Below are 15,983 nucleotides of genomic sequence, written 5' to 3'. Positions count from 1 at the left end.
CGGCAGGCGGGGCGGAGCCCGGTCGGCAGCGGCTCAGAAGGAGTGCCAGCGCACCGTTTCGTCGCCGTCGCGCAGCGACGCCACCCGGCGGCGGAACTCGGCCAGGGCCCTGGGGTTGGCCGGGGCGTGCTGGGCGACCCAGGCACAGCTGGCCGTCTCCCGGGCCCCGCGCAGCACCGAGCAGCCCTCCCAGGCGCGCACGTCCCAGCCGTACGTCTCGGTGAAGGAGTCGTAGGCCGCGGCGGGCAGGCCGTAACGGTCGTGGGAGAGGGCCATGACCACCAGGTCGTGCTCGCGCAGGTCGGCGGAGAAGGTCTCCAGGTCGACCAGGACCGGACCGTCCGGGCCGATGTGCACATTGCGGGGGAGCGCGTCACCGTGGATGGGGCCCGGCGGCAGCCGGGGGGTCAACGCGGCCGAGGCCACCGCGAAACCGTCGCGCCGCGCACGCAGATACGCCGCGTCCGCCGGGTCGATCGTGTCGCCCGCGAGCCGCAGCCAGCGCTCCACACCGGCCAGCAGCTCGCGCGGCGGCAGCTCGAAGGGAGCGGCGGGCAGGGCGTGCACCAGCCGCAACACCTCGGCCAGGTCCCGCGGTTCGGCGGGGCGCAGGGCCGCGGGCAGCCGGTGCCACACGGTGACCGGGTGCCCGTCCACCAGCCGGGCCTCGGCGTCGGCAGCCCGCACCGCCGGAACGCCCGCCTCGGCCAGCCATCCGGCGATCCGCAGCTCGCGCCGCGCCCGCTCCAGCAGGCCGGCGTCCCGGCCCACCTTGACCACCAGATCACCGGCGGCGAACACCGCGTTCTCGCCCAGGGCGAGCATCCGCGCGCCCCGGGCCGGCCCCGGCAGCACCCCTGCCGTGGCCAGTACGTCCCGTGCGCGTGCCTCGTCCATCGTCCGCCTCCGTGTCGGTGCCCAAGGCGTCGCCCGGTGGCGTCGCCCGTCGGCCAGTCTCGCATCCGTACAGGTCGCGGCCCGTGCGCGATGCCTTGACGAGGCCCGCAGCCATCACGACCATGACGGGGCCCGCACGGGCCGCGCAGAGGGGGGAGACGCCGTGGCAGTGCCGACCGAGGCGAGAGGGCGACCGGCGGCGCGGCCCGCGCGGCGGGCCGCAGGGCACGGCGCATGGTTCCTGGTGCTGCCCGCGCTGATCCCCATCCTCGTGCTGAGCGTGGGACCGCTGCTGTACGGCATCCTGCTGGCGTTCACCGACGCCCAGTCCGGCCGCACCGCGCCCACCCGGTGGATCGGCGGGCTCAACTTCCGGGACCTGCTCCAGGACACCCTGTTCTGGGAGTCGTTCCGGATCGGCCTGGTGTGGGCCGTCGCGGTGACCGCCGCGCAGTTCCTGCTCGCGCTGGGCCTTGCCCTGCTGCTCGACCAGGACCTGCGGCTGCGCTGGCTCGCCCGCGCGCTGGCGATCGTCCCGTGGGCCATGCCGGAGGTCGTCGTCGGCCTGATGTGGCGGCTCGTCTACAACCCGGACGCCGGCGTCCTCAACGAGACCCTGCGCGACCTGGGCCTCGGCGACGGCCGGGACTGGCTCGGCGGGCTCGGCACCGCCCTGCCCGCGGTGGTCGTCGTCGGGGTCTGGGCCGGCCTGCCGCAGACCACGGTCGCCCTGCTCGCCGGGCTGCAGAACACCCCCCGCGAACTGCACGAGGCGGCGGCCGTGGACGGCGCGGGCGCCTGGCGCCGGTTCCGCACGGTCACCTGGCCCGCCCTCAGACCGGTCGCCCTGGCCATCACCGCCCTCAACCTCATCTGGAACTTCAACTCCTTCGCCCTGGTCTATGTGCTGACCAACGGCGGCCCCGGCGGACGCACCCGGCTGCCCATGCTGTTCGCCTACGAAGAAGCCTTCCGTTACGGGCAGTTCGGCTACGCGGCGGCGATGGGATGCGTGATGGTCGCGGTGATCTCGGTGCTCCTGGCCGTCTTCCTGGCGGGCCGGCTACGGGGAGGTGACGAGGCATGAGGACCCGTACCGGCGTGCGGCTCGGGCAGTACGCGGCACTGCTCGGCTATCTCGCGTTCCTCGCCCTGCCGTTCCTGTGGCTGGTCTCCACCGCGTTCAAGTCGCCGCGGGAGCTGGGCAGCGCGCACCCCACCTGGATCCCGCAGGATCCCACCCTGGCCAACTTCCGGCAGGCACTCGACGAGCAGCCGCTGCTGCACGCGGCACTCAACTCCCTGCTCGCCGCGCTTGGGGCGGCGCTGATCGCCGTACTGATCGGGACGCCGATGGCGTACGTGGTCGCCCGCCGCCGCACGGCGCTGTCCCGGGCGGCCACGGGATGGGTGGTGGTCAGCCAGGCGTTCCCGTTCGTCCTGGTCATCATCCCGCTGTTCCTGGTGCTGAAGAGCCTGCGGCTGATCGACTCCCTGGCCGGGCTTGTCCTGGTCTACGTGGTGTGGGCGCTGCCGTTCGCCCTGTGGATGCTCACCGGCTATGTGCGGGCGGTGCCGGCCGAACTGGAGGAGGCCGCGGCGGTCGACGGGGCCGGGCGGCTGCGGACCCTGGTGTCGGTGACCGCGCCGCTGCTGGCACCGGGGATCGTGGCGACGGCGCTGTTCGCGTTCGTCACCGCGTGGAACGAGTTCTTCTTCGCGCTGGTGCTGCTGAAGACCCCGGAGAAACAGACCCTGCCCGTCGTCCTCACCCACTTCGTCGGCGCGGAGGGCGCCGTGGACCTGGGGCCGCTGGCCGCCGCCGCGTCCCTCGCGACCCTGCCGTCCCTGCTGGTGTTCGCCCTCATCCAGCGGCGGATCACGAGCGGCATGCTCGCCGGGGCGGTGAAGAGCTGATGCGGACCCGGACGGCGACGCTGCTCGGCGCACTCCTGCTGTTCCTCGCGGGCTGCTCCTCCGCGGGAGGCGACGGCACCGGCCCGATCCGGCTGCGGTTCCAGTCGCTGGCCTGGCAGCAGGAGTCCGTGGCCGCCACCAGACAACTGGTACGGGAGTGGAACACCACGCATCCCGGTGTCCAGGTCGAGTACGTCCAGGGAAGCTGGGACAGCGTCCACGACCAGTTGCTCACCGCCTTCGAGGGCGGCGAGGCCCCGGACATCGTCCACGACGCCTCCGACGACCTCGCGGACTTCGCCTACGGCGGCTATCTCGCCGATCTCACCGGCCTGCTGTCCGACCGGCTCACCTCGGACATCCCGGAGCGGAGCTGGCGTACCACCACGTTCGGGGACGGCGTCTACGGCGTGCCGTTCCTTCAGGAGCCGCGGGTGCTGATCGCGAACGCGGCCTGGCTGCGGGCGTCCGCTGTGCGCATACCGACGCCCGAACACCCCTGGAGCTGGGCCGAGTTCCGGGAGGTGACCGCGCGGCTGAGCGGAGGGGACAGGTACGGGGTGGCCTGGCCGCTCAAGGAGCCCGTCTCCGCCACGCTCAACCTGTCCCTGTCCGCGGGCGGCCGGCTCTTCCACCGGGGCGCGGACGGCCGGGTGACGGTGCGGTTCGCGGCGGGCGACGCGGTGGTGCCGCGCACCGTACGCGACCAGGTCGCCGACCGCAGCGCGCCCGGATCGACGCTGGGCAGCGGCGGCTCCGACACGCTGCCCGGCTTCTTCGGCGGCCGGTACGCGATGGTCCCGCTGGGCTTCTCCTACCGGCAGCAGGTCGCGCAGCAGGCGCCCGAGGGCTTCGAGTGGCAGGTGCTGCCCGCGCCGGCCGGCGCCGAAGGGCTCACCCAGGGGGTCAGCCCGCAGACGCTGTCCATCGCCGAGGACAGCCCGCACAAGAAGGAGGCCGCAGCGTTCGTCGACTTCCTGCTGCGGCCCCGGAACATGGTGCGGCTGGCCCTCGGCGACTGGATGCTGCCCACCGGCACCCGGGCCCTGCGGGACCCGGCGCTGCACACCGCCGAGGACGGCTGGGCGGTCGGGGCTGCCCTGGCCGCTCACCTCAGCCCGGCACCCGCCCAGTCCGTGCGCGGCTACCCGGAATGGAAGGACAAGGTCGCCACCCCGGCCCTCCAGGAGTACTACAGCGGAGCCATCGACCTGGCCGAACTCCGCCACCGCCTGGAACACGACGGAAACCTGATCCTCTCCCGCTACCAACGCTGACCCGCACCACAGGGCCACGGGCCGCAGGCCGGCGGGCCCGTGCTCCCGCGAGCACCGGGCTCGGGGCACGGATGTCTCGGCGCGGGGCCGCCTCGGGGCGTCCCGCCGCACGCGGGGCGGTTTCGCGGGCGGTGGGCCGGCCGGCGCCCGCATGCTGCCGAAGGCCCGGTGACGCGGGGCGCCCTGGCTCGCGGCACGTTCGGGCGTCCCGTGTGAGGTGCGGTGTCCTGTACCAGCGGCACCAAGCCGACCCGCGCCATCGCCGGTGCCCCGCGCCACCGGCGGTGACCCGCTGGGCGTCGGCGGCGGAGCAGGGCGGTGGAAACCTTGTTGCACGAGACGTATCGTCTTGTTTAGCCTCGCGGCATGACCACTCCCGCGCATATCGCCATGTTCTCCATCGCCGCCCATGGCCATGTGAACCCCAGCCTGGAGGTGATCCGCGAACTCGTCGCGCGGGGGCACCGGGTGACGTACGCGATCCCACCGGTCTTCGCCGAGAAGGTGGCCGCGACCGGGGCCCTGCCGGTGCGTTACACCTCCACGCTGCCCGGCCCGGACGCCGACCCCGAAGCCTGGGGGAGCACCCTGCTGGACAACGTGGAGCCGTTCCTGAACGACGCGATCCAGGCGCTGCCACAGCTGATCGAGGCGTACGAGCACGGCGGGCACGGCGTACCCGACCTCGTCCTGCACGACATCGCCTCCTACCCGGCCAGGGTCCTCGCCCACCGGTGGGGCGTGCCCGCGATCTCCCTCTCGCCGAACCTGGTCGCCTGGGACGGCTACGAGGAGGAGGTCATGGAGCCGCTGTGGGCCGAGCCGCGCAAGACCGAGCGCGGCCGGGCCTACTATGCCCGCTTCGCGTCCTGGCTCGCGCAGAACGGGATCACCCAGCACCCCGATCCCTTCGCCGGCCGCCCCGCACGCTCCATCGTCCTGATCCCGAAGGCGCTCCAGCCGCATGCCGACCGGGTCGACGAGCGCGTCCACACGTTCGTCGGCGCCTGCCAGGGCGACCGCTCCACCGAGGGCGGCTGGCAGCGGCCGGCCGGCGCCGAGAAGGTGGCGCTGGTGTCGCTCGGCTCGGCGTTCACCAAGCAGCCCGCGTTCTACCGGGAGTGCGTCGCCGCGTTCGGGGACCTGCCCGGCTGGCACCTGGTGCTCCAGATCGGCCGGCATGTCGACCCCGGCGACCTGGGCGTCGTACCGGCGAACGTGGAGGTGCGCAGCTGGGTTCCGCAGCTGGCGATCCTGAGGCAGGCCGACCTGTTCGTCACGCACGCCGGCGCGGGCGGCAGCCAGGAGGGACTGGCCACGGCCACGCCGATGATCGCCGTACCGCAGGCCGTGGACCAGTTCGGCAACGCCGATGTGCTCCAGGGGCTCGGCGTGGCCCGGCGCCTGGACACCGAGCAGGCGGACGCCGCGACGCTGCGGGCCACGGCCCTGGCCCTGGTCGACGACCCAGAGGTGGCCCGGCGGCTCAAGCGCATCCAGTCCGACATGGCCGAGGAGGGCGGCACCCCACGAGCGGCCGACCTCATCGAAGCCGAACTCCCCACCCACCGCCACTGACGCGCCTGCGCCGCACGCGAGCGGGACCGCACACCCGCACGGACTCCGGTCCGGGCAACGGGGGACCGGGGCGCGGGTGCGTGTCGGCGTCGCGTCCAGGAGGAGCCACGCACCCGGACACCGCGTCCGGGTGCGGGTGCGGGTGCGGGGTCCGGGCGGGAGCCTGCGGTGACCCGCTTCGGCGCGGACCGAGGGGCCCGCGGCGCCTCGGCTCGGGCGCGGGACGGGCTCGTGCGGCTTTCGCGGGCCGGGACGGGGGAGGGCCCGCTGCTCCCCGGGGGAGCGGCGGGCCCTCGTGGAGGGGGTGGGGTGGGGTCAGACCCGTACCGGTTCGCCCTCGGCGCGGTGTGCCGGGGCCGGTGGCTCCGGGGACTCGTCGTGGGTGAGGTCGGGCAGCCGGTGCAGCCACTTCGGCAGGTACCAGTTCCGCTCGCCCAGCAGCGCCATCACGGCCGGCAGCAGCACACCGCGGATCACGGTCGCGTCGATGAGCACCGCCGCCGCGAGGCCCACGCCCATCTGCTTCATGGACTGCATGGACAGCGTGCCGAAGATCGCGAACACGGCGACCATGATGACCGCGGCACTGGTGACCACCCCCGCCGTGGTGACCACCCCGTGCTGGATCGCCTCCTTCGTGCCGCGCCCGCGCAGCCGCGCCTCACGGATCCGGGAGACCACGAACACGTGGTAGTCCATGGACAGCCCGAACAGGATCACGAACAGGAACAGCGGCAGCCAGGTGACGATCGCGCCGACGCCCTCCGCGCCCACCAGCGAGGCACCCCAGCCGTGCTGGAAGACGGCGACCAGAATGCCGTAGGCCGCGCCCACCGACAGCAGGTTCAGCACGATCGACGTGATGGCGACGGTCAGCGAGCGGAACGACAGCAGCATCAGCAGGAAGGCGAAGACGACCACGAACGCGAAGACCGGGATGACGGAGCCGGCCATCTGGTCGTTGAAGTCCTTGGAACCGGCGACCTGTCCGGTGATCGGCGCCTTGAGACCGTCGACCTTGCCGAGCGTGGCCGGCCGCACCTCGTCGCGCAGCTTCTCCAGACTCCTGCCCGCCTTGTCCATGTCGGAGCCGCCGACCAGCGGCACGGACACCAGGGCGACGTTCTGCGCGTCGTGCAGCGTGATGTCCACCGGGCCGCGCGAGGCACCCGAGTCGACCGCCTGCCGCTTGAAGTCGGCCAGCGCCTGCTTGACCTCGGGCGCGTTGATGTCCCGCGCCTCGACGACCACCTCGGCCGGTTCGGAGCCGCCCGGGAACGCCTCGTTGACCCGGTTGTACGTCTGCACGATGGGCAGCCCGTCCCCGAACTCCTGGTCCAGTGTGAGCTGCGAGGTCTTCATGCCGAGCGCGGGCGCCGCGAGGGCCAGCAGCGCGCCCGCCGCGACGACGACGGACACCATGGGCCGGGCGAGCACGCCCCGCAGCACGGCGGTCCAGAACCGGCTCTCGGCGGGCACGCCACGGCTGCGCCGGCGCAGGAACGGGATCCGCCCCTTCTCGACCCGCTCGCCCAGCAGCGACAGGAGCGCGGGCAGCACGGTCACCGACCCGACCATGGCGACCGCCACGACCATCAGCGAGGCCAGGCCCATCGCCTTGAACTCGGCGATCCCGGTGAAGAGCATGCCCGCCATCGCCACGCACACCGTGACACCGGAGACGATGATCGCGCGCCCGCTGGTCGCGGCGGCGATCCTGAGCGCCGTGCCCGGGTCCCGCCCGGCGTCCCGCTCCTCGCGCTCCCGGCGCAGATAGAACAGGCAGTAGTCGACCCCGACCGCCAGGCCGACCAGCAGCATCACGGAGTTGGCGGTGTCGCTCATCGGCTGGAGGTGGCTGACGAGACCCATCAGACCCATCGTCGCCATGATCGCGGTGAGCGCGAGTGCCACCGGCAGCAGCGCGGCCACCAGCGCGCCGAAGGCGATCAGCAGGATGCCGAGGGCGACCGGCACGGCGGAGTACTCGGCCTGCTGGAAGTCGGACCCGAAGGCGTCCTGGTACTGCTTGTTCATGCTGGCGCCGCCGATCTCCTCGATCCGCAGCGACCCGTGGTCCTTCTGCACGCCCTCGACGGCCTTCAGCACCGGCTCGACCCGGTCGGCGGCGGTCTCCGCGTCGCCGCGCATGTCGAACTGCACCAGTGCGCTGCGGCCGTCCTTCGAGATCGTCCCCGTGTCGTAAGGGGATGTCACGTCGGTGACCTTGCCGGTGGCCCCGACCGCCTCGACGACATCGGCGACGGCCGCCTTGAACGCGGCGTCGGTGGCCTTGACCGAGCCGTCCCGGGCCTGGATTAGCACGGTCTCGCCGGCCGGCTCCTTGATCCCCGCGTCGTCGATGATCTGCGCCGCGGTGTGTGTCTCGCCCCCCATCTGATCGCTGGCGTTGACGTCGACCCGTCCCGCGGCCGAACCGAGCCCCATGGCCAGGACCACGAACAGCACCCAGATGCCGACGGCAGCCCATCGGTGGCGTGCGCTCCAGCCGCCGGCCCGGGCGGCCAGGCCCCGCACCCGCGAATCTCCGTTCCCCATGACGGGCTTGCCCCCTCGTGTGCGGTGACGGCCCCGGCCGCCACACGTTCGCTACGTGTCGCTTCGAAGGTATGGGCGGGATAAGCGCGTCTCGTCGTGCTGCCCGGTGAACTGCGGCCGTCCCGGCTCATTCCGTGGGACCCCGGGGGCTCATCGCCCAGGAGTACGGTTGTCCCCTACATGTATCCGGGACCGCGCGGAGCGGGATCAGGGTCGCCGAACGCGTCGCTATCGTGTGCGGATGACGACGTACGCGGCGCTGCTGCGCGCAATCAACGTGGGCGGCAGAAAGCTCCCGATGGCCGACCTGCGCGGGCTCCTCGAGGACCTGGGCCATGACCGCGTGCAGACCTATCTGCAGAGCGGTCAGGCGGTCTTCGCGGCGGACCACGGCGACGAGGAGTCGCTGGCCGCGGAGATCAGCCAGGCGTCGAGGGAGCGGTTCGGCTTCGCCGTGGACGTGATCGTGCGCGACCACGCCTATCTGAAGGCGGTCGCCGACGCCTGCCCCTTCCCGGCCGCCGACCTCGAAGGAAGGCAGCTGCACGCCACCTACTTCTCCGCCCCCGTCGACGCGGCCCGCTACGCGGACATCGACGCGGCCGCCCACCACCCCGAGGAGTTCCGGCTCGGCGACCGCGTCCTGTACCTGTACGCGCCCGACGGCCTCGGCCGTTCCAAGCTGGCCGAGGCCCTGTCCCGGCCCCGCCGGACCAGGGACGTGATCGCCACCAGCCGCAACTGGAACACCGTCCGCAGACTCGTGGAGTTGACCGCCGCGGCCAAGTGACCCGGCGCGACCCGGGGAACCCTCGACCTGCGGGGGCGAGGCCACCTTGCCGGCCGGTGGGCTGTCGCGTTTGTTCAAGAGGCCCGCGCCGGGCGCTCCCTAGCGTGGCCGCATGACGTACGACGCCCTGTACCCGTACCTGACCGAATGCGCCGCCGAGGCGGCCCGCGTCGCGCGCGGGGTGCCCGCTGACCGGCTCGACGACCGCACGCACTGCCCCGACTGGACCGTCCGCGCCCTCGTGAACCACTGGGTGCTCTACACCTCCCACGGCCTGGAGCACCGCGCCCTGCGCAAGCCGCTGCCCGAGGAGCTGACGGCCCGCGACTTCACCGCCGACGCCGACTGGGCCGAGGCGTACGCCGCCCAACTGGACCGCGCGGTCGCCGCCTGGGCGGACCCCTCGGCGTGGCAGGGCGAGATCGACCTCGGCCTGGCGAAGATGCCGGCCGTCGAACTCACCGGGATGATCATCAAGGAGACGGCGGTGCACGGCTGGGACGTGGCGGTCGCCACCGGCCAGGAGTTCCGCGTCTCGGCCGGCGCCGCCCGCCTGGTCCTCGACGTGGTGGAGAAGCACGGCGACCTCTACCGGCAGTACGACGGCTTCGCCGACCCGGTGCCGGTGCCCGAGAACGCGCCCGTGTTCGAGCGGGCGCTGGCGTCGAGCGGCCGGGACCCGGGGCAGGGGGCGGCCGGCCGCTCCTCCGCCGCCATCTGATCTTTCGCCCGGCTCGGCGAGTTCCGTATCCTTCGACGGTCCGGACCGCCCGGACGGGGGAGGAAGCGCGGACGGTGAACGGGATCACGGGCGAAGCCGGCCGGCTGGCGGCGCGTTTCGAACAGGACCGGCCGCATCTGACGGCCGTGGCACGCCGGCTGCTCGGCTCGGCCGCCGAGGCGGACGACGCGGTGCAGGAGACCTGGCTGCGCGCGGCCCGCACCGACCTCGGCGAGGTCGAGAACCTGACCGGCTGGCTCACCACCGCGGTCAGCCGGGTGTGCCTGAACCTGCTGCGGGCGCGCCGCACCCGGCGCGAGGAACCGCTCGCGGCCCAGCGGCCCGACGAGCAGGCGCCGGGCGACGCGGAGGCCGCGGACCCGGCCCGGGAGGCGCTGCTCGCCGACGAGGTCGGCGTGGCCCTGCTGGTGGTGCTCGACGCGCTGGGCCCGGCCGAACGGGTCGCGTTCGTGCTGCACGATCTGTTCGCGGTGCCGTTCGACGAGATCGCCCCGGTGATCGAGAAGTCGTCGGCCGCGACCCGGCAGCTCGCCAGCCGCGCCCGCCGCCGGGTCCGGGGCCGCGCCCCCGTATCCGGCGACGACCAGGGGCGGCGGCGGGCGGCCGTCGAGGCGTTCCTGGCCGCCACCCGCGGCGGGGACTTCGCGGCGCTCTTCGCGCTGCTCGACCCCGAAGTGGTGCTGCACGCCGACCGGTTCGTCGTGCCCACCCCGGAGCCGATCACGGTACGCGGCGCCGAGCCGGTCGCGCAGGGCGCGATGGCCGCCGTGGCACGCGCCCGCTTCACCGGACCCGCCCTGCTGGACGGCACACTCGGCCTGGTCATGGCCCCGCACGGCCGTCTACGCCTGATCCTGACCTTCGCCTTCGACGAGGCGGCCCGCATCACCGAAATCCAACTGACAGCAGACCCCCAACACCTCCACCAGATCGAGCTAACTCCCTGCCCGCCCAGCGCCCCATAGGGGCGCGGGGAACTGCGCGCTCAGCCCCCACGCACCCGCACCCGACGGTCAAGGTGATCCGCGCCCTATAGGGGCGCGGGGAACTGCGCGCCAAGCCACGACGCACCCGCACCCATACCCACACCCGCACCCGACAGCTGAAGCCCCGCAGCGGAACCCGCGGAGCCATACCGTTCCAGCACAACCCGGGCCACCTCAGGCGCCGCACCCAGCACATCGGCCAGCACGTCAGCGTCCGCGTCCCGCGCGCCCCGCACGATCCGGTCCGGCAGGAAGCCGGGCGCGAGGACGTACGGCGCGACGGCCACCCGGGCGCAGCCCAGCCCGCGCAGCTCCCGCACCGCCTCCTCGGTCGGCGGGAACCCCGCGGGCGATCCGGCGGAGGCGAACGCGGGCCGCACGGCGCGCCATCCGCTGCGCCGCCACTCCCGCGCGATGGAGGCGATCACCGCGATCGCCTCGGGGTCAGTGGACCCCGCCGAGGCCAGCACGACCCCGGTCGAGGGCTTGTCGGCGGGCGCGACCCCGGCCTCCCGCAGCCGCCGCTCCAGCGCCGCCAGCAGCAGCGGCGACGGCCCGAGCACATCGGCCTGCCGGATCCGCAGCCGCGGCGGGGCCTCCCGCAGCACCGCGGGCACGTCCGCCTTCGCGTGGAAGGCGCGGGTGAGCAGCAGCGGCAGCGCCACCACGTCCCGTACGCCCTCCGCCGCCAAGGACTCCAGCACCGTGTGCACGGACGGCGCGTCGAAGTCCAGGAAACCGGTCGCCACCCGCAGCCCCGGCCGCAGCGACCGCACCCGCCGCACCAGGGCGTGCACGGTCGCGGCATGCCGCGGATCGCGGCTGCCGTGGGCGATCACCACGAGCGCGGGGCGGACCGGGGTGCGCATGCCGCCTCTCAGCCCTTCACCAGCAGCCCGCGGCTGCGCAGCACCCACCGCTCCAGCGGGCTGAAGATCAGCAGGTCGATGGCGATGCCGACGAACAGGATGAGCAGGATGGCCTCGAACACCATGGCCATGTCGCTGGCGTTGCGGCCGTTCTCCAGCAACTGACCGAGGCCCACGCCGAGGTCCGGGAACGACGCGATGATCTCGGCGGCCATCAGTGAGCGCCACGAGAACGCCCAGCCCTGCTTCATGCCGGCCACATAGCCGGGGAGCGCGGCGGGCAGCGTGATGTGCCAGGTGCCCTTCAGACCCGTCGCGCCCATCGTGCGGCCCGCGCGCAGGAACAGCGGCGGCACCTGGTCCACGCCGGACACCAGCCCGTTGGCGATGGACGGGACCGCGCCGAGCAGGATCACCGCGTACATCATCGAGTTGTTCAGGCCCAGCCAGATCACGGCCGGCGGCACCCACGCCACCGACGGCAGCGACTGGAGCCCGGACAGGATCGGGCCGATGGCCGCGCGCACGAACCGCACCCGCGCCACCAGCAGTCCGAGCGGGGTGCCGATGAGCAGCGCGAAGCAGAAGCCGAGCAGACCGCGCGAGACGCTGGTCCAGATGTAGTCCAGCAGCGTGCCCCGCAGCCAGGCGTTCTGGATCTCGTGCCACACCGCCGCCGGGGAGGGCAGCTTGGTGGGGTCGTCGACGATGCCGAGGGATATCAGGCCCTGCCAGACCACCAGGACCACGACGATCGCGGTGACCGGCGGCACGACCTTGTCGACGAGGGTCTTGCGCAGCGGTGTACGGCCCGCGGTGGAGGTCTCCAGCGCGTCGAGGCCCGCCTCGATGCCGGGCAGTTCGGCGGAGTCCGCCGTCTTCGTCTCAGTGCTGGCCATGGCGGCGGATCTCCCCACGCAGTACTTCGGTGATCTCGACGGACAGTTCCGCCACGGGAGCGTCCTCGATGCGCCGCGGCTGCGGAATGCCGACGGTCCACTGCCGGGCCACCCGGCCCGGCCGGGAGGACAGCAGGACGACGCGCTGGGCGAGCCGTACGGCCTCGCGCACGTTGTGCGTCACGAACAGCACGGACACGCCGGTCTCGGCCCAGATGCGGGTCAGCTCGTCGTGCAGCACGTCCCGGGTGATGGCGTCGAGCGCCGCGAACGGCTCGTCCATCAGCAGCAGTTTGCTTTCCTGGGCGAGCGCGCGGGCCAGCGCCACGCGCTGCCGCATACCGCCGGACAGTTCGTGCACGCGTTTGCCGTGCGCGCCCTTCAGCCGGACGAGTTCGAGCAGTTCCTCGGCCCTGGTGCGGCGCTCGGCCTTGGCCAGGCCCCTCAGTCTGAGGGCGAGTTCGATGTTCTTGCCGGCGGTCAGCCAGGGGAAGAGGGCGTGCTCCTGGAACATCAGGGCCGGGCGGCCGTCCGTCGTGATCGAACCCGCGGTGGGCTCGTCGAGGCCCGCCACCAGGTTCAGCAGCGTGGACTTGCCGCAGCCGGAGGCCCCCAGGAGGGTGACGAACTCGCCCGGCGCGACATCGAGGCTGATGTCGTCCAGGACGAGCTGCTGCCCGCCCGGCCCCGCGAAGGACTTGGAGACATGCTCAAGGCGTGCCGCGTGCTCGACGGCCTCGGCGGCCTTGGCGTACGTCGTGGCCATGGTCGTCACCTCCTGGGAACTCGTCGGAGCGGGTCAGCTGGTGCCGAGACCGGCGGCGTCGACGGGGCTCTCGCCCGCGGCCTTGAGCACCTTGTTGAGGATCGTCAGGTCGTAGATGCCGGCCAGGTCGGGCTTTTCCAGCAGTCCGGCCTTGACCGCGTGCTCCGCCTCGGTGTCGAGCGTGGAGGCCAGCGGGTCGTCGGTGATCTGGATCGACTTCCACGCCGGGTCCAGCACCTCGGCCGGCAGCGCCTTGCCGGAGTCCCGCTCCAGCTGCTTGTTGGCCGCCGCCTTCGCCTCTTCCGGGTTCGCGTTGATCCACTTGTTGGTCTCGACGGATGCCTTCAGCACCGCCTCGACGGCCTTCGGGTGCTCCTTGAGGAACTTCTGCGACACGATGATGTTCGTGATCACGAACTTCTTGTCCGGCCACAGCGTGGCCTCGTCGAGCAGCACCTTGCCGCCCTCGGCGACCAGCTTCGACGCCGTCGGCTCGGGCACCCAGGCGCCGTCGATCGAGCCGGCCTTGAACGCGTCCGGGGTCACCTTGTTGTCGCTGCGGACGACCGTGACGTCGCCCTTGCCGCTCTGCGCGTCGACCTTCCAGCCCTGGTCCGCGATCCAGTTGAGGAACGCCACGTCCTGCGTGTTGCCGAGCTGAGGGGTGGCGATCCGCTTGCCCTTGACGTCCTTCAGGGAGGTGATCTTGTCCGGGTCGACCACGAGCTTCACCCCGCCCGAGGCCGAACCGCCGATGATCTTCAGGCTCTTGCCCTGGGACTTGGTGTAGCCGTTGATCGACGGGGAGGGGCCGATCCAGCCGATGTCGATGGAACCGGCGTTCAGCGCCTCGATCTCGGAGGGCCCGGCGTTGAAGGTGGCGTACTGGGCCTTGGTGGCCCCCAGCTCCTTCTGGAAGAAGCCCTTCTGGTTGCCGACCAGCGCGGTGGCGTGGGTCAGGTTCCCGAAGTAGCCGATCCGGACGGAGTCGAGGCCGTCGATCTTCTCGGAGCCTGCGGCGACCTTCTGGTCGGACGAGCTGTCCTTGGACTCGGAGCCGTAACCGCAGGCGGCGAGTGCGAGGAGGGGGAGCGCGGCGGCCACGGCGAGGCCGCGGCGGAGTGCGAAGGAGCGGTTGGCAGGCACGGGAGGTGTTCCTCTCGTTGGCCCGGCGGTCACGGTCTCTCAGGGCGTGGCCGGGAGTTCGGCAGGTCTTCGGTCAGGGGGTGGGGGGTGAGGGCGCGCCGGCAGTGCGCGTACGTCAGCGCACACATCGCGCCACTCCGCCCTGCCCGCTGCCGAGGGCGCCGCTGCCGACACGGCCGCCCTCCTTGGCGAACGTCGAGAAGAAGTCCGTCGTGGTCATGTTCAGAAGTCCCAGCCGTCGTCCTCGTCGGCGTCCTTGACCGGCTCGGGCGCGGCGAAGGACTCGCCGACCATGCCGGCGGTGAGGGTCGTGCCGTCGCCCGGGTCGATCAGGATGAACGAGCCGGTGCGGCGCGAGTCGGCGTACGAGTCGAGCGGGAGCGGTTCGGCGGTGCGGATCTTGACCCGGCCGATGTCGTTGGCGACGAGCTGTCCCGGGTGCGGGTGCAGGGAGAGGTCGTCGAGGGTGAGCCGGGACGGGATGTCCTTGACGATCGCCTTGACGGTGCGGGTGCCGTGCCGGAGCAGCACCCGGTGGCCGACGGTCAGCGGCTGGTCGGCGACGTGGCAGACGGTCGCCTCGACGTCCTGTGTGGTGGCCGGGGCGTCCTTGCTGGGCACGATCAGGTCGCCGCGCGAGATGTCGATGTCGTCCTCCAGCAGGATCGTCACCGACTGGGTGGTCCAGGCCGTCTCGACCGGGGTGCCGAGCAGGTCGATGCCGCTGATCCTGGAGGTCAGGCCCGCGGGCAGGATCGTTACGTCGTCGCCGACGCGGAAGGTGCCGGCCGCGATCTGTCCGGCGTAGCCGCGGTAGTCGGGGTGCTCGGCGGTCTGCGGGCGGATGACGTACTGGACGGGCAGCCGGGCGTGGCAGTGCGCCAGGTCGTGGCTGACCGGGACGGTCTCCAGGTGCTCAAGGACGGTCGGGCCGCCGTACCAGTCCATGGTGGCGGAGGGCTCCACCACGTTGTCGCCGGCCAGCGCCGAGATCGGGATGGCGGTGACCTCCGGGACGCCCAGTTCCTTCGCGTACGCGGTGAACTCCTCGGCGATCGCGGCGAAGACGGGCTCGCGGTAGTCGACGAGGTCCATCTTGTTGACGGCGAGCACGACGTGGGGCACGCGGAGGAGGGCGGCGATCGCGGCGTGGCGGCGGGTCTGTTCGACGACGCCGTTGCGGGCGTCGACGAGGATGACGGTGAGTTCGGCGGTGGAGGCGCCGGTGACCATGTTGCGGGTGTACTGCACATGGCCGGGGGTGTCGGCGAGGATGAAGCGGCGGCGGGGGGTGGCGAAGTAGCGGTACGCCACGTCGATGGTGATGCCCTGTTCGCGTTCGGCGCGCAGTCCGTCGGTGAGCAGGGCGAGGTCGGGGGTGTCCTTGCCGCGGCTGAGGGAGGCGTGTTCGACGGCTTCGAGCTGGTCGGCGAGGACCGACTTGGAGTCGTGCAGCAGGCGGCCGACGAGGGTGGACTTGCCGTCGTCGACGGAGCCGGCGGTGGCGAACCGCAGCAGGGTGGTGGCTTGACGTTCCTCGGTGGTCGTCGTGGTCAT

14 protein-coding genes are annotated in these 15,983 nt (G+C 72.6%); 7 read left to right on the top strand and 7 right to left on the bottom strand.

Annotated features, from left to right (window positions below; all coding sequences use genetic code 11):
• Positions 1–33: 33 nt before the first annotated feature.
• Entirely contained in the window at positions 34–897 is an 864-nt protein-coding gene (locus ACIRFL_RS26410; RefSeq protein ID WP_404033051.1) for a phosphotransferase enzyme family protein, read from the bottom strand.
• Between the two features lie 163 nt (positions 898–1,060).
• On the opposite strand from ACIRFL_RS26410, the gene ACIRFL_RS26405 reads away from it, so the two are divergent.
• The 4 genes from ACIRFL_RS26405 (at position 1,061) to mgt (ending at position 5,669) form a co-directional block, all read left to right on the top strand.
• Entirely contained in the window at positions 1,061–1,984 is a 924-nt protein-coding gene (locus ACIRFL_RS26405; RefSeq protein ID WP_404033048.1) for a carbohydrate ABC transporter permease, read from the top strand.
• Entirely contained in the window at positions 1,981–2,814 is an 834-nt protein-coding gene (locus tag ACIRFL_RS26400; protein WP_404033045.1) for a carbohydrate ABC transporter permease, read from the top strand. The genes ACIRFL_RS26405 and ACIRFL_RS26400 overlap by 4 nt, the downstream gene beginning before the upstream one ends.
• Positions 2,814–4,091 carry an ABC transporter substrate-binding protein gene (locus tag ACIRFL_RS26395; RefSeq protein ID WP_404033042.1) on the top strand — a complete coding sequence of 426 codons (1,278 nt, stop codon included), beginning with the start codon at positions 2,814–2,816 and terminating at the stop codon, positions 4,089–4,091. Before ACIRFL_RS26400 ends, ACIRFL_RS26395 begins: the two co-directional genes overlap by 1 nt.
• Before the next feature lie 366 nt (positions 4,092–4,457).
• Entirely contained in the window at positions 4,458–5,669 is a 1,212-nt protein-coding gene (gene mgt / locus ACIRFL_RS26390; protein WP_404033040.1) for a macrolide-inactivating glycosyltransferase, read from the top strand.
• A 315-nt stretch (positions 5,670–5,984) separates the two neighbouring features.
• Here mgt and ACIRFL_RS26385 read toward each other — a convergent pair whose 3' ends face one another.
• Entirely contained in the window at positions 5,985–8,228 is a 2,244-nt protein-coding gene (locus tag ACIRFL_RS26385) for an MMPL family transporter (RefSeq protein ID WP_404033037.1), read from the bottom strand.
• A gap of 241 nt (positions 8,229–8,469) precedes the next feature.
• On the opposite strand from ACIRFL_RS26385, the gene ACIRFL_RS26380 reads away from it, so the two are divergent.
• The 3 genes from ACIRFL_RS26380 to ACIRFL_RS26370 all read left to right on the top strand — a co-directional run bounded on the left by ACIRFL_RS26380 (position 8,470) and on the right by ACIRFL_RS26370 (position 10,725).
• Positions 8,470–9,018, top strand: coding sequence for a DUF1697 domain-containing protein (locus tag ACIRFL_RS26380; protein WP_404033034.1), 549 nt, complete (start codon positions 8,470–8,472; stop codon positions 9,016–9,018).
• Positions 9,019–9,130: 112 nt separating this feature from the next.
• A complete protein-coding gene (locus ACIRFL_RS26375) occupies positions 9,131–9,739 on the top strand; it encodes a TIGR03086 family metal-binding protein (protein WP_404033031.1) in 609 nt (202 codons plus the stop codon).
• A gap of 83 nt (positions 9,740–9,822) precedes the next feature.
• Positions 9,823–10,725, top strand: a complete 903-nt coding sequence (locus tag ACIRFL_RS26370) for a sigma-70 family RNA polymerase sigma factor (RefSeq protein WP_404033116.1) — start codon at positions 9,823–9,825, stop codon at positions 10,723–10,725.
• Between the two features lie 65 nt (positions 10,726–10,790).
• On the opposite strand, the gene ACIRFL_RS26365 is transcribed toward ACIRFL_RS26370, so the two are convergent.
• The 5 genes from ACIRFL_RS26365 to ACIRFL_RS26345 form a co-directional block, all read right to left on the bottom strand.
• Entirely contained in the window at positions 10,791–11,615 is an 825-nt protein-coding gene (locus ACIRFL_RS26365; protein WP_404033028.1) for a sirohydrochlorin chelatase, read from the bottom strand.
• An 8-nt stretch (positions 11,616–11,623) separates the two neighbouring features.
• Complete coding sequence (locus ACIRFL_RS26360) at positions 11,624–12,514, bottom strand: ABC transporter permease (protein WP_404033025.1); 891 nt, start codon at positions 12,512–12,514, stop codon at positions 11,624–11,626.
• A complete protein-coding gene (locus ACIRFL_RS26355) occupies positions 12,501–13,280 on the bottom strand; it encodes an ABC transporter ATP-binding protein (protein ID WP_404033022.1) in 780 nt (259 codons plus the stop codon). Before ACIRFL_RS26355 ends, ACIRFL_RS26360 begins: the two co-directional genes overlap by 14 nt.
• 33 nt (positions 13,281–13,313) lie before the next feature.
• Complete coding sequence (locus ACIRFL_RS26350; RefSeq protein WP_404033019.1) at positions 13,314–14,426, bottom strand: aliphatic sulfonate ABC transporter substrate-binding protein; 1,113 nt, start codon at positions 14,424–14,426, stop codon at positions 13,314–13,316.
• Positions 14,427–14,648: 222 nt separating this feature from the next.
• Complete coding sequence (locus ACIRFL_RS26345; RefSeq protein ID WP_404033016.1) at positions 14,649–15,983, bottom strand: sulfate adenylyltransferase subunit 1; 1,335 nt, start codon at positions 15,981–15,983, stop codon at positions 14,649–14,651.

It is taken from the genome of Streptomyces sp. NPDC102462, assembly GCF_044765425.1.
In the GTDB taxonomy this organism is placed as follows: Bacteria; Actinomycetota; Actinomycetes; order Streptomycetales; family Streptomycetaceae; genus Streptomyces.
This window is presented reverse-complemented; position numbering and strand designations above follow the sequence as displayed.